Source organism: Halomonas sp. PBN3 (assembly GCF_000475415.1).
GTDB lineage: Bacteria > Pseudomonadota > Gammaproteobacteria > Pseudomonadales > Halomonadaceae > Halomonas > Halomonas shengliensis.
In genome coordinates this window covers 1-13,200 of record NZ_AXCA01000001.1, presented here as the reverse complement: position 1 = coordinate 13,200, position 13,200 = coordinate 1, and the positions used below count along the sequence as shown (strand labels likewise).

13 protein-coding genes are annotated in these 13,200 nt (G+C 55.2%); 9 read left to right on the top strand and 4 right to left on the bottom strand.

Annotated elements, in window-relative coordinates; genetic code table 11:
* Positions 1-15: 15 nt before the first annotated feature.
* The 4 genes from Q673_RS35675 to Q673_RS36325 all read left to right on the top strand — a co-directional run bounded on the left by Q673_RS35675 (position 16) and on the right by Q673_RS36325 (position 3,487).
* The gene (locus Q673_RS35675) at positions 16-1,695 is read left to right on the top strand and encodes a ThiF family adenylyltransferase (protein ID WP_081711923.1); all 1,680 of its coding nucleotides are present in this window, start codon (positions 16-18) and stop codon (positions 1,693-1,695) included.
* Positions 1,692-2,195, top strand: a complete 504-nt coding sequence (locus Q673_RS37185; protein ID WP_081711922.1) for a Mov34/MPN/PAD-1 family protein — start codon at positions 1,692-1,694, stop codon at positions 2,193-2,195. The genes Q673_RS35675 and Q673_RS37185 overlap by 4 nt, the downstream gene beginning before the upstream one ends.
* A gap of 280 nt (positions 2,196-2,475) precedes the next feature.
* Entirely contained in the window at positions 2,476-2,907 is a 432-nt protein-coding gene (locus Q673_RS36330; RefSeq protein WP_152527039.1) for a hypothetical protein, read from the top strand.
* A gap of 19 nt (positions 2,908-2,926) precedes the next feature.
* On the top strand, positions 2,927-3,487 hold the full coding sequence (locus Q673_RS36325) for a hypothetical protein (protein ID WP_152527038.1): 561 nt from the start codon (positions 2,927-2,929) through the stop codon (positions 3,485-3,487).
* Positions 3,488-3,832: 345 nt separating this feature from the next.
* On the opposite strand, the gene Q673_RS18900 is transcribed toward Q673_RS36325, so the two are convergent.
* Complete coding sequence (locus Q673_RS18900) at positions 3,833-4,057, bottom strand: amphi-Trp domain-containing protein (RefSeq protein ID WP_023004124.1); 225 nt, start codon at positions 4,055-4,057, stop codon at positions 3,833-3,835.
* A gap of 208 nt (positions 4,058-4,265) precedes the next feature.
* Between Q673_RS18900 and Q673_RS18895 the strand changes: the two genes are divergently transcribed.
* On the top strand, positions 4,266-5,303 hold the full coding sequence (locus tag Q673_RS18895; RefSeq protein WP_031217448.1) for a hypothetical protein: 1,038 nt from the start codon (positions 4,266-4,268) through the stop codon (positions 5,301-5,303).
* A 55-nt stretch (positions 5,304-5,358) separates the two neighbouring features.
* Here Q673_RS18895 and Q673_RS18890 read toward each other — a convergent pair whose 3' ends face one another.
* Positions 5,359-6,717: a glycosyltransferase gene (locus tag Q673_RS18890; RefSeq protein WP_023004122.1), complete on the bottom strand. Its 1,359-nt coding sequence runs from the start codon at positions 6,715-6,717 to the stop codon at positions 5,359-5,361.
* 186 nt (positions 6,718-6,903) lie between these two features.
* On the opposite strand from Q673_RS18890, the gene rloA3 reads away from it, so the two are divergent.
* The 3 genes from rloA3 to Q673_RS18875 all read left to right on the top strand — a co-directional run bounded on the left by rloA3 (position 6,904) and on the right by Q673_RS18875 (position 10,010).
* Positions 6,904-7,470: a retropepsin-like aspartic peptidase RloA3 gene (gene rloA3, locus Q673_RS18885; protein WP_031217446.1), complete on the top strand. Its 567-nt coding sequence runs from the start codon at positions 6,904-6,906 to the stop codon at positions 7,468-7,470.
* Positions 7,471-7,511: 41 nt separating this feature from the next.
* The gene (locus Q673_RS18880; RefSeq protein ID WP_023004120.1) at positions 7,512-8,486 is read left to right on the top strand and encodes a calcium/sodium antiporter; all 975 of its coding nucleotides are present in this window, start codon (positions 7,512-7,514) and stop codon (positions 8,484-8,486) included.
* A 141-nt stretch (positions 8,487-8,627) separates the two neighbouring features.
* Positions 8,628-10,010, top strand: coding sequence for a DegQ family serine endoprotease (locus tag Q673_RS18875; protein ID WP_031217445.1), 1,383 nt, complete (start codon positions 8,628-8,630; stop codon positions 10,008-10,010).
* A 104-nt stretch (positions 10,011-10,114) separates the two neighbouring features.
* Here Q673_RS18875 and Q673_RS35665 read toward each other — a convergent pair whose 3' ends face one another.
* Positions 10,115-10,735: a tyrosine-type recombinase/integrase gene (locus Q673_RS35665; protein ID WP_081711921.1), complete on the bottom strand. Its 621-nt coding sequence runs from the start codon at positions 10,733-10,735 to the stop codon at positions 10,115-10,117.
* Between the two features lie 228 nt (positions 10,736-10,963).
* Between Q673_RS35665 and Q673_RS35660 the strand changes: the two genes are divergently transcribed.
* Positions 10,964-11,623 carry a DUF2971 domain-containing protein gene (locus Q673_RS35660; protein ID WP_161629658.1) on the top strand — a complete coding sequence of 220 codons (660 nt, stop codon included), beginning with the start codon at positions 10,964-10,966 and terminating at the stop codon, positions 11,621-11,623.
* Between the two features lie 1,366 nt (positions 11,624-12,989).
* Here the strand turns inward: Q673_RS35660 and Q673_RS36880 are convergent.
* A partial coding sequence (locus Q673_RS36880) for a hypothetical protein (RefSeq protein WP_235048460.1) occupies positions 12,990-13,200 on the bottom strand: 211 nt, incomplete at its 5' end.

Below are 13,200 nucleotides of genomic sequence, written 5' to 3'. Positions count from 1 at the left end.
TTCCAGTCAAAACAAGTGCGAGCTATTGAAGCCGCACTAAAGTTCGCAAGTCCTGGTGGCTGGCGGCGAATACGCGATGGTGAGCAGTGTCTTATTCCGAGGCGGCTGCACTGCGCGGCTACCTGGCGAGTAGACCTACCGAAGGGCTATCTACAGCATCCGTCTGTCGACTACGTTTTCCTCACTATTGATGATGCCTTTCCCCTCTCTGAGCCGCGGGTAGTTGCTCCGCAGGCAGTCATGGATAACGCGCCGCACTGGCCTCATATAGAGCGAGATGGTGTGCTGTGCTTGACGACCACCAAATACTCCGCTCACGTGGGCCCACGAGTGCTGACAATGCTTCAGCACGCCGTGGACGTACTAGCCATGGACTCGGAAGCACGTACCATAGAATTTCGTCGTGAGTTCCTCTCGTACTGGTCGCAGCAGATTGGCTCCAAGGAGCCTCACTGCTATGCGCTGCTCTCACCCCGTTCGAATGACCGCGATATCTACTATCATTCAGCGAGGACTGGACAAATCATCTTTGCTGATGACCCTAGTGAACTTTCTTCGTGGCTCAAAAATGCTGGAATAAAAGCTGAAGCCCTGCTAACCACCCGTGTTGTCTGGCCGGCGCAGATTCCTACACCAGACCAGTATCCCGTCAAGGGGCGAGACATTATCAATTTGGTGGGGCGTGAGCACATTGAACGTCACGTGCGTGCTGGATATGACTTGCCGTTAGTAATGGGGTTCATGATAAATGGGGCACCGATGTTTGCAGCTGCAAGCATCAGCGGCGCAAGCGCGAAGTTTCTGAAGAAGGGGTTTCGCAAGTCAAGTCCACGACCTGCACGTTTTGTTGCGAACACATTCTTCGCCAAGGCTATTGTGCCCCTGTCGATTGAGAGAATTGACCCGTTCTGGGTGCATGGTCGTGACTCAAACATAACCCTTGATCGCCTCCGGACAGCCTCAGTAGGGATTGTTGGATGTGGTGCCATCGGCGGATTCCTCGCACGCGGCCTTGCTCAAGCAGGTGTTGATTCCCTAACCCTAGTGGACTACGACGAAATCAGGCCGCAAAACCTTGGCCGACATGTGCTTGGTAGTGAGTGGCTCGGATGGCTAAAAGCTGACGCTATATCTGCACAGATCCGAAGGGACTTTCCCCATGTTCGGGATGTGCAGCCGCATACCAGAGCCTTCCAAAATTTGAAGCCCGGAGATCTTGAAGGTTTGGCCCAATGTGACGTTTTGGTGTTGGCTGGACTCGACCTGCCAGCCGAACTAGCAATAGACCACTGGATAGACACTATAGAACACCCGCCTACCCGTGTTTGGACGTGGACCGAAGAATTCGCACTCGCGGGCCATGCGGTAGCCTTGATTGGCCGAGATCGTTTCAGCGAGGGCCTGGATGCCGATGGCTTTTACTTCGGTCGGCTAACACACGGTTGGAGCCAAAAAAATGTCGTACTAGGTGAGGCTGGCTGCGGGGTAACATTCCATCCCTACGATGCAGTCGACATGTCCAGCACGGTGTTAATGGCCCAACGCCTCATAATTGATGTCATATTGGGCAAGGTCCCCCAATCGACGAATCGAATGTGGTTGGGTAATAGAGACATAGTAATCGAGCGCGGCGGAGTACCATCTGAGCTCTTTGATCGGAGTCATTGTGAAATCTCAAGGGCTTGGGAAAAATGACGATGGAACCAATCATTAGGGCGCATTTGCCTACCTCTGCTCAGCACATCGTGCTGAGGAAGAGTGCGCTGGATTATATGGCTAGGTACATACAGAACCGGCTCTGGAAGCTAGAAGCTGGTGGGCAACTCTTTGGACATCTGAAGGACGGGATATTAGAGATCAAGGTGGCCACCGGTCCTTACCTAGGTGACTTGCGTACACGCTTCGGCTATCGATCCAAACCAGACTGCGCTCAACGCGAGATTAAGAAGCAGCGGGGACGAGGGCTTTACTACTGTGGTGACTGGCATACCCACCCTCAGACCCACCCTACGGCATCATCCGAAGATCTCAGCACCATATCCAAAATGGTGCAACGATCAGATTTCAGATTGAGCTGCATGGTGATGGTGATCCAAGGCACTGATGATGGAGCACAGGGTGTGGCCGTGTACACATCCTCGGGCGACGCACCAAAGCGCTGGGAGGTCATAGACGATTGGGTAAGGATCGTTTAGGCAAGACAATACCTAGCAGCTACGGTGTGAAATGAGGGCGCAGGGAGCACGACACGCTGAAGCGAGTTGATAATGCTGAAATCCTGATTAAAAGTTTCAACTTAGAAAACGTAGAACCTCGAACACGCATACCGACTTCAAAAGGCTTTAAAGTGAGACTCAATTTGGTGTCCGCTTGCAGGATGCCTAACCAGTGGCGTCAGTCGGGCTGGTATGTTTCAATACAGCCCACAAACCTACCGCTGCGCGCAGCCGCTAGATTTCGTATAAAGGATTGTCGATGACCCCACCCAAACGATTAAGAAGCCTGCTGCTGAGAGTCCGTGACTCCATCCCAAACGAGGAGTTCTGCGGCGTTGGAGTTGTTGTAACGGAAAATTTAGAGCGTCTGCCTATTGTTTCACTTTGTACTGATGCCGATTTTCCTGCTCAACAGGATCTTGCCGAGCAGATTGCCGAATGCAGTTTATACAGCCGGCCTTGTCATGATGGATTCCAAATCGTTTCTGGACAGTGGCAGTTGATGCAGCGAAATCAGTATTTCGCACCTTTTCCTGCTGCAGAATGTCGAGAGTTTATTGGTAGTGTAAATGTAGGTTCTCGGTACATGGCAGCTAGATTAGGGTCGCTAATCGAGGGGGTTGTGTGCACTGGCCTTCTGAGCGAAAGAGGCGGAATCTTGGTTTTTGAAGGTGGTCTTCCCGTTGATTAATCTACTACCGATAACAAAGTTGATCGCTTGGATCGCCGGCCTTTACGCGGGTATTGTGGTGCTAATTTCCTTGCTGGTTGGAGCATCTGGGCTCGCATCATTTGAAACGGCTTTAAAAGGCGTGGCTATTCTGAATTTAGTACTGCTGGGCATAGCAATAGGCGGGTGGAGGGCAGTGTGGCAGTGGATTCCTAAGCTAAACGACTGGGTCTTCCCCGATCTCAACGGTAAGTGGACGGTTGATATTCATTGGAACTGGGGTAACAAAACTGGCGAGAAGATTGCGACTGCTTTCATCAAACAGAGTCTTTTGAAGTTAAGTATCGAACTGTCTTCGGACGAATCAGAGTCTGAGACATTGATGGTCACTCCCCATAAAGACGCCCAATCTTCGCGTCCTGGCCTGTATTACATCTACAGAAACATAAGTACTGCTGGTGCGGCAAAAAAGCAGGACCCTCACATAGGAGCAGCCATTCTCAAGGTCAGCCAAGAATCAAATGACGTGCTTCGCGGCAATTATTTCACCGACAGGTCAACAAATGGGCATTACACCATGCGCCGTACCGCCGAAATCTAACAAATCGTTGTAGGTGACGTTTGACGCGCCACCCACTTTTGCTGACGCAAAAGCGGGCATCGCCTCACACATTTGAGCTCAGGTGCTATATCAGTGACACCAAAAAGACAGCTTTTGGCCGAAATCATCCGTCAGTAGAAGCTGATCAATTTAAGGTCAGGCTTAACTGGCTGAGCAGCTCTACATAGCACAGTCGGTTGGTGCCTTCGACATCTATGACTCCACTTTTGAGAAAGTGAAATCGGGGGAGTGCGGCCCGAGTTGGTGTTTTTGGCTCAAGTGATCCACTCAGTTCCTTCATCCTGTCGCTGAGATAGAGGTGGCGATCCTATTAGATACACTGGTCTATTGATTTTTCCATTTAATCTGAAATTCTATCTCTTCTTCATTATCCGACCGTTCGTGTTCGATGGTGAATTCGGCTCTGGCGGGAACATAGATGCGCTCGCCGGCAATCTGAATGTCGAAGCGTTCCCCATTCTCGATGGCATCCGCCAGTCGACGTAGCTTGGCCACGAAGTCGGCCTTTGGGTAACCTTTTTCTACGTCTCTCTCGTCTTTGGATCCCATTTTTCGCTCCTCGGTAACGTGGTTGTCGCCAGCGCCTGTAGAGCAAGCAGGCTCGCTTCCAGTCTAGCAGCTCTCTTACCCCCTCTACCTGGCGACGCCGGAAAAAACGACAGCACCGTCACCATCCTGATGCGCTGAGCGTTCGACCCTCGCACATAGGCCTAGTAAGCTCTCATTTGCCCCCCGATATCCAGGAGGATCCTCCACCATGACGAGCGCCAGAATTCTGCAGCAAGGTACGATCCACTGCTTCACAGCTGGTCTGCGGGATGAGAAAGGTAAGCTGGTCAATGCCGAGGTGTCCGCGGTGCTCTTCGACGGCGAGCGGCTGATACTGGCCAGCGACAAGCCCATCCCCGGCGAGGCGCGCTCGGCAGTGTTTGCCGTGCCGATGACGCCCCAGGGGCCCGACGACAGTCGGCTCGAGTACTTCACCACCCCGCTGATCAAGCAGGCGGTCAAGTACGAGGACCTGGCCCTCACCGCCGATGGCCGCCACGTGCTGGCCACCACGGGGTTCGATCGTATCGATGCGGAGAGCCACGCCCTCAACGACTACAACCACCTGCTGATCTGGCCGCTGGGCGAGCCGGAGCGGGTGCAGGTGGTGGACCCGGACCCGCGGGATGGCGTGGAGGGCTCGCTGGAGCTGCGAAGCAAGCTCGATCATGCCATCGGTTTTCCCTACTACAAGATCGAGGGGCTCGCCGCCATCCCCGGGGAGCGGGGCGACGGCCTGCTGCTGTTCGGGGTGCGTGAGCAGGGGCGTGCCCACGATGACTTCGCCTATGTGAGCCGGGTCGTGGGGGCCCACTACGAGATCAGCGAGGGCGGCAACCTGGTGTTCATCGACCAGCTCCGCGAACTCTATGCCTTCGAGCCTGGTGATGACCCCGCGGTGCGCTATGACTGTGGCCTCTCAAGCCTGGAGTACGACCCCTACCACGCACGCCTCTACCTGCTGAATAGCTACGAGGTCGAGGCGAATGGCGAGGAGCATATTGGTGGCTACCTGTGGGAGGTCGGCCTGGAGGACTTCCGTGCCGGGCGTCGCCCGACGCTTGTGACCACGCCGGTGGGTCTACCGCTGGAGTTCGAGCACAAGGCGGAAGGGCTCGCGGTGCTGGATCACGACCGACTCTTCGTGGCCTACGACAACGACCGCAACTATGCCCTCGGCAGCATCGACGAACGCGACGAGCGGCACGCCTGCGAGGCACCCTATAGCCTGCTTAATGTTTCCTGACTGCGGTGGTAAGGCGTTTTTCTGGGTTTGACGAAAAGTGCCTTGAACCCCCCAATCAGCGATCCGATCCAGTATCGACGTCACTGTCGACCGTTCCGATAGGTGTTGGGGCACCTTCGCTGTTTTCCGGCAACCAGGCGGGGCCATGCTCACTCAGTTCCGACCGCACGAGGCGTTTGAGCAGACGGCCCCGGTAGCACAGCATGTGCCACTCGGCGCCCAGTCGGCTGCGTATCCGGTCCCATCCGCCATCGTCGGCGTGGGTTAAGGGGCCACCTTGAGCAATGACCTGCCGATACACGGCAAGACACCGCTCGGCACAACGGGCTTCATCATAGGTCGCGGCCGTCACCAGTGCAGACTCGCAAAGAGGAAGACGGCGCCGGGGTTCCTGCAGGCTCACCAGGGCATCGACCATCGCCTCGACATCGTCACTGTCAAGCAGACGACCGTTGTCGCCATCAATCACCACCTCGCGGATGCCGGGGGCCGACACCGCCACGACCGGCAGGCCGGCGGCCATGGCTTCGGCCACCACCATCCCCTGGGTCTCGCTGTGGGAAGCAAAGGCAAAGACATCCATGGTGTGGTAGGCGTCGATCAGTCCCTGGCCCTGCAGTCGACCGGTGAAGTGCAGGCGGTCGGAAACGCCCCGTGAGTTAGCAATGTTGACCATGCTGGATTGAGCCGCACCTTCACCCACCACGAGGAAATGAGCCGTCGGGCAAGCCTGGAGGGCTTGGCTAACCGCCTCGGCAAGAAAAGCCAGATTCTTCTCGTGAGCCAGGCGACCTACGTGCCCAATCACGTAGGCCTGTTGAGGGATCCCGAGACGCTCACGCCAGTAGCACCGATTCCCCTGGGCAAACCGTGCCGTTGCGACGCCACTGGGCACCACGCTGATGGCTGGGTTGCCCTCGCGCTCGAGAAGCAGCTGACGAATGCTCTCGCTGGGGACGATCACGGCATCGCACAGCCAGGTGTACTGCGTCGCCAGGGAGGTAGCGAAGCGCTGCATCCGTGGCGAGTCCCCTGGCACATAGTGGGTGTAGTATTCGTAGAGGGTGTGGTGCGTGAATACCAGCGGCACTCCATAGGTCTCGGCGGCGCGACAGGCTGTATCGCCCAGCAGGAAGGGGTGATGGGAATGCACGATATCGGGCTCGAAGGCCTCGATGGCGTCATACAGCTGTCCGGGAATCGGCACCGGCAAGGAAAAGTCGCTGCCATTGAAGTTCTGAACGGCGGCGACTCGGATCACGCCCTCTTCCTCTTTCGGCTGGCCCTCCAGCTTCGGCGCTACCAGCAATACCCTGTGCCCTTGCCCCTGCAACTGTCGCTTTAGGCGCTGCACTGACTCGCTAACGCCACCGACAATCGGCAGGAAAGTGTTGGTGAACATCAGGATATTCACATGGGTGCTCCAAGGTGGGTCTGCGGCGCTATTCTGACGGCCTCACTCAGGATCCTCCAGTCCTGCCTTCATACCAACTTATCGGGATCCGGAACTTCACTGTAGTGACCTGGTCAGGGAGGGGCTTGGCACAAGGCCCTAAGCCGCAGGGCGGCATACCGTTCTATAGCAAGGAGTAGCCTAGATATGAAATATTTAAAATCAGCATGTTATGCAACGATCTTGGTTGTCGCCGGAGGGCTGGCCACCGCCGCCATGGGTGCAGACGCGGCGACCTATGGCTGGGTGGAGACCGCCACCGTCGAACCCTGGGGGGCCGAGGTTAAGGTAAAACTGGACACCGGTGCGCTCACTTCCTCGATGCAAGCCGAAGAGATCGAGACATTCGAACGTGACGGCGAGGAGTGGGTGCGCTTCACCGTCGAAGTCGAGGATGAGGACACGGATGAGGTAGTATCACGCACCTTCGAACGTGAGGTATTTCGTAACCTGTTGGTCAGTGGCGCCGGTGGGGAGGATCGTCGCCCCGTGGTACTGATGACGATCTGCATGGGCCAGACCCTCCATGAGGAGCAGTTCAGCCTGGAGGATCGCGATGACATGAACTATCCCGTGCTGCTCGGGCGTCGCACTATCCAGAGCCTGGGGGAGGTCGATGTCACGCGCACCTTCGTGCATGACCCCGACTGTGATGAGGATAGCCAACTGATTCGCCACGCCGACCATGATTACGACGAAGACATCGGCATCTGACGGGACGCTGTCATGCCACTCGCGACCATTGAGGAGACGCTGTGCTGTTACCAATTCTGGCCATCATCCTGGGGATCGTGCTGCTCCTGTGGAGTGCCGACCGCTTCGTCGAGGGTGCCGCGGCTGTGGCCGGACATCTCGGACTGCCATCTCTGGTAATTGGCATGGTGATCGTCGGGTTCGGCACCTCGGCACCGGAGATCGTGGTATCCATTATGGCGGCCCTGGATGGCAACCCCGACCTGGCCCTCGGCAATGCGCTAGGATCCAACATCTACAACATTGGCCTGATCATCGGAGTGACGGCACTGATCGTGCCGATCGCCGTCCACTCGACGATCATTCGCCGTGAACTGCCGCTGCTGCTGCTGTTTGGGGCCGTGGCCGGGGCACTCTTCTGGAACGGACAGCTCAGCCGACTGGAATCCTTGCTACTGCTGCTCGGGTTCTTCGGTCTCATGGGCTGGACGATCTGGACGGCACTGCGTGGCAAGGATGACCCGCTGGCCGCGGAGACCGAGCAGGAGCTTGCCTCACATGCCATGACGCTCGGCCGGGCCATCGTCTGGCTGGTGGTCGGCCTGACACTGCTACTGGTGAGCTCGCGGATGCTGGTGTGGGGGGCCGTCTCCGTGGCGAGTGCCTTGGGTGTGAGCGACCTGATCATCGGCCTGACCATCGTGGCCCTCGGTACCTCCCTGCCCGAGCTGGCGTCATCGATCGCCGCGGTACGCAAGGGAGAACACGATATCGCCATGGGCAACGTCGTGGGTTCCTGTATGTTCAACCTGCTGGCGGTGGTAGGCATTGCCGGTGTCATCGCGCCGATGGAGGCCCTTTCAGTAGATATCATGCTGCGTGACTGGCCGGTGATGATGGCCATGGTTGTGAGCCTGTTCGTCATGGGCTATGGGTTCCGCGGCGAAGGGCGCATCAATCGCATCGAGGCCAGCGCCCTGCTGCTGGGCCTGGTGGTCTACAACGGCTGGCTGGTCAATGCCGTGCTGACGGTCTGAGCGAAGCCGTCGCAGGCCAGGGTTGGTTTCGGGTAAGGAACTTTGCCACGTGGTCGCTGTATCAAGGGCGCTGTCATGTTTCATGCACTCGAAAGACAGGAGCCCATCGTGATACCCAAGCGCCATTCGCTCTCCTGGCTGATGAGCCTGGCCCTGCTGTTGCTTGTGGCAACGCCAGCCCTTGCCGAGTCACGACTGCCGGATTTCACGGAGCTGGTCGACAAGGCCGCGCCGGCCGTGGTCAACATCTCCACCTCCCGCGATGTCGAAAGGTCCATGACGTCCTCTCGGCAATTTGGTGGGCAGGAGGTGCCGGAGATCTTCCGCCACTTCTTCGGCGACCGCATCCCGATGCCACCTGATGGCGCACCCAACCGAGGTGATACGCCACGCCAGTCATTGGGGTCCGGCTTCATCTTCGATGAAGACGGCTACATCATGACCAACGCCCACGTGGTCAAGGAGGCCGACGAGATCCTGGTGCGCCTCAACGACCGCCGTGAGCTCGAGGCGGAGCTGGTCGGTGCCGATGAAAAGACCGACGTGGCGGTCCTCAAGGTCGAGGCGGACAATCTTCCTACCCTCGAGCTCGGTGAATCCACCGACCTCAAGGTCGGCCAGTGGGTCGCCGCCATCGGCTCCCCCTTCGGCTTCGATCACTCTGTGACGTCCGGGATCATCAGCGCCATCAACCGCACGCTGCCCCAGGACGTCTACGTCCCCTTCATCCAGACCGACGTGGCGATCAACCCGGGCAACTCGGGCGGGCCGCTCTTCAACCTGGATGGCGAGGTCGTGGGCATCAACTCCCAGATCCTGACTCGTAGCGGCGGCTACATGGGCCTTTCCTTCGCCATCCCCATCGACGTGGCACTGGATGTCGCCAACCAGCTTCGCGAAGAGGGTTACGTGAGCCGCGGCTGGCTCGGCGTCAGCATCCAGCCGGTGTCCAAGGACCTCGCGGAATCCTTCGGCATGGAGCAGGCCGAGGGTGCCTTGGTCGCCGAACTCGACCCCAGCGGCCCCGCGGCGGACAGTGGCCTTCAGGCAGGAGACGTCATCCTCGAAGTGAACGGCCAGGAAGTGGACCGCTCCACGACCCTGCCGCGCCTGATCGGTGAGACTGCGCCTGGCGAAGACGTTGAGCTCTCTGTGTTGCGCGATGGCCAGCGCGAGACCATTACGGTGGAAGTCGGCGAGTGGCCGAATGCCGGCCCCGAGCAATCCGATGGCGACTCGGTTCGACTCGGCATCGCGGTCCAGCCATTAACCGAGATGGAGAAGCGCCGGCTCGGTCTCGAGCACGGGGTGCGCATCGCCAAGGTCGACCCGACCGGCCACGCCGCTGCCGCCGGTATCCGCCCCGGCGATGTGCTGGTCAGATTGGGCCAGCAGCCGGTAGAGGGTCCACAACAGCTGAAGGAGATGCTAACCAGCCTGCCGGATGACCGAGCAGTGCCTGTGCTGCTCAACCGAGAGGGCCGTGCTTACTTTGTGGCCCTGCAACTGGGCCATGATGACTGATCACCGCTGAAGTGCATCTCTGCCAGTAGCGCCTCGGCGACGCGTTTCGCCGAGGCGCATTGTCATACCTTCTTGGTGTCGAATACTCTCCCGGCACCTTGCAGCTAGACATCAGTTTGTTCGGCCATGATCAACGCATCGTCGACTTCTATTCCAAGATATCTGACAGTGCTCTCCAGTTTCGTATGGCCAAGGAGAAGTTGCACCGCTCTCAAGTTTTTGGTTTGACGGTAGATGATCGTGACTTTCGTTCTCCGGAGTGAGTGAGTCCCATAAGAAGATGAGTCCAAACCAATGGATGTCACCCAGTTCTTTACTATCCGAGCATACTGACGGGTAGATAAATGAAGCTGTCTCGATTTTCGACTCGGAAATAAAAAATCATCCATTCCAAGGCTTTCGTTCTTGATCCACTGGCGTAGTGCGCTACGAGTCTTTTCGGTTATCTCGAATTGGACCGGTCTTTGGGTCTTTCTCTGCATTACGATGGCTCGGGAAGATATCATATCTCCGTGAGAGACGTCTCGGACATGCAATGCGACCAAATCGCAGGCTCTTAGCTTGCTATCAATGGCTAGTTCAAACAGCGCCAAGTCACGTTGTCTATTATTGAGTTGAAGCCTGACACGAATAGCCCAAACGTCTTTCAATCGGAGCGGGTGCTTTTGGCCAACCAGCTTGCCCTTGTTCCACGGGGAGTGATGTTTTTCAGAGGGAGTGTTCATGGGGCGCTCTCCTAGGGTCAAATCTCTAGGATGGCCCAAAATGCTTCTGTCATTATTAATTAAGGGTAATGGATGTTTTCCGAATTTCTATTTTAGGGAATTATGATTGTCCGCTTTTGGCCGGATCGAGAACTTTTGGCTATGCTGTTGTGGTGGTTGATGCAGTTGCCGACCCAGTGCCGACCTTGCTGAGAACACTCTTGGCGAATTTATCTATGTTAAATGCCTATGAAACTCTATAAATTTCGTTCGCTTGCCAACATCGAATACACGCTCGATATACTGTTAAATGAGCGATTGCATTGTGCAGCATATAACAAACTCAATGATCCCTTTGAAGGGGTTTTTCTATCAGTTATGCATATTGGCGGCTCACTTAATAGTGGCCCTCTGAATTTTGCACCACTCGGAGGCCACCGCACCGTTAAGAAGCCACAATCAATATCTGAGCTTCCTATTCCTGGTGGAACACGGGTGTGCAGTCTTTCTGGAGAAAAATCTGACGTGCGTATGTGGTCCCATTACGCGGGTGGCCATACCGGAATAGCAATTGAAATAGAGTTGGAAGTGGATGCGAAGTTTTTGTATAAGGTCGATTATGTTGATCAGTTAAGAGAGTTTTCTTGCTCTCTTTTGACTTCACCTAAATCATACGAGGTACTGAGGATAAAAAGCAAGCACTGGGAGTATGAAAAGGAATATCGGATAATATCGGATGAGGATTTTTTCTGCGTTTCCGGAAGGATCACTGGAATCCACTTGGGCCTCAGAACATCTGATCATATGCGAGAAATGTTGTTGCGTGTTATAGGTAAATCCTTCCCTATATATTCTACTAAGCTCGATGAGCGAGAGATAGCAGTTGAGCTTAACAAGCAGATTAACTAGGTCGCTTTACGCTAGGCGATCGGGCTGATCGGGGAGGTGCTAAAATTCCCCCGCGCGTGCTGTTGTCGTTATATGAGGACTCTCTGGTCGTCTTCTTCTGGCCGAAAGAAGAACTTTGGCCGATGTGGATAAGCGTTAATCATTACCCCATGACACCAGCCGAATTTCCCAAAAAAGAAGCCAGCATATTGTTGGTATTATTTTTCTATGCTATTTTCACTAGAGTGGATCAAAGAGTTTCGACAAAACTTAGGCATCGTGTATTTTTTTGATTTTAAGTGGCTGGCAAGCTCAGTCAAAAAAGAGTGCGCATTCTGAGTAGTGCTTGGGGGCTAAGAGAGTGAGGCGTCTCAATGGGTGGCATAGGCTATGGATCGCATCTTCTGTGCTATACGCAGGTGTGGTTGTGGCTATGATATATTTGGTAGATGTTAATCCGAAAAATGCTGCGGACATGTCGCGCTCTCAAAGCACAATTGGCATTCTTGATCAGTATCATAGTGAAAGAAAAGCGGACTTGAGCCTTGAAGAGCGCCAGAATCTAATTTTGGCTAAAGCGAGGGTTCGTCGTTTTCTAAGTGAGGGCGAAGGGCCGTTGGCCGATTCATATGAAACCTTTGTCAGTGACATTAACAGCACGCTAAACGTCCCAGTCAATTTCTCTCCGGCATACATGGAGCACGAGCAGGTGCTTCAAGAACATCAGTCTACTAGACTAAAGGTTATAAGCTATGGCTTTTTGGGTTGGGTGGGTCCCGTTATCATCTTGTACTTGCTTGGTTTTGTAATTGCATGGATCCGGCGGGGGTTCCAAGATAACCGTTAATAAGTGGTTGTGCTTGGACTTCTGTTGCTTAGCAATGCTAAGGGTCATCTGGGCGCTTCTACCTGTTGGCATATGCCAGATCGCGCTACACGTCCGTTTCTGGCGAATGCTGAACTTCAAACTACACCAGATAGACTAGGTGAGGTAGTTGACGACCCGAGGGAGTATACATAAACATGCCACTTCACACAATATCAGAAACTCAAATGCGGGATGGCTGCAAGCGTGCAATCGAAGGGCTTGAACTCTGGCTTCGGAGGCTCATTGATACAAAACTGACCGAGGCATATGGTCAAGACTATCTCGACGCTCAAAAAACTGATGGTAGCAGAGTAATAAAATCAGACCTTGCTAAAACACTTTCCAACCGCAAGTCACAAGAGCCCGAGCGATTTGTCCGTCCGATTGACGCCGCCTTCTTGGATGACCAGATTCAGATAATATGCAACCCTGCTTTGTACAGTGATCACTTCGCAGATGCATTAAGTTATATTTTCCCCCAAGGCAATGATTCTGCACGAACATTTCTTATGCGTCTCATTACACCTCGAAACGCACTGTATCACGCAAATCCAATTTCTGTTCACGATGCCTATCGAGTTCTCTGCTACCTGAATCCGTGAGACCGGCCCCCGGAAGCACTTCTAACCCACTGACCTGCATGGCAATATAGCCATTATCGCCATTCACCCAGACAGTGCCATGCCCAACATAAAGTTCCGCGCCAGTTGCCGCACCCTCACCAGCCACG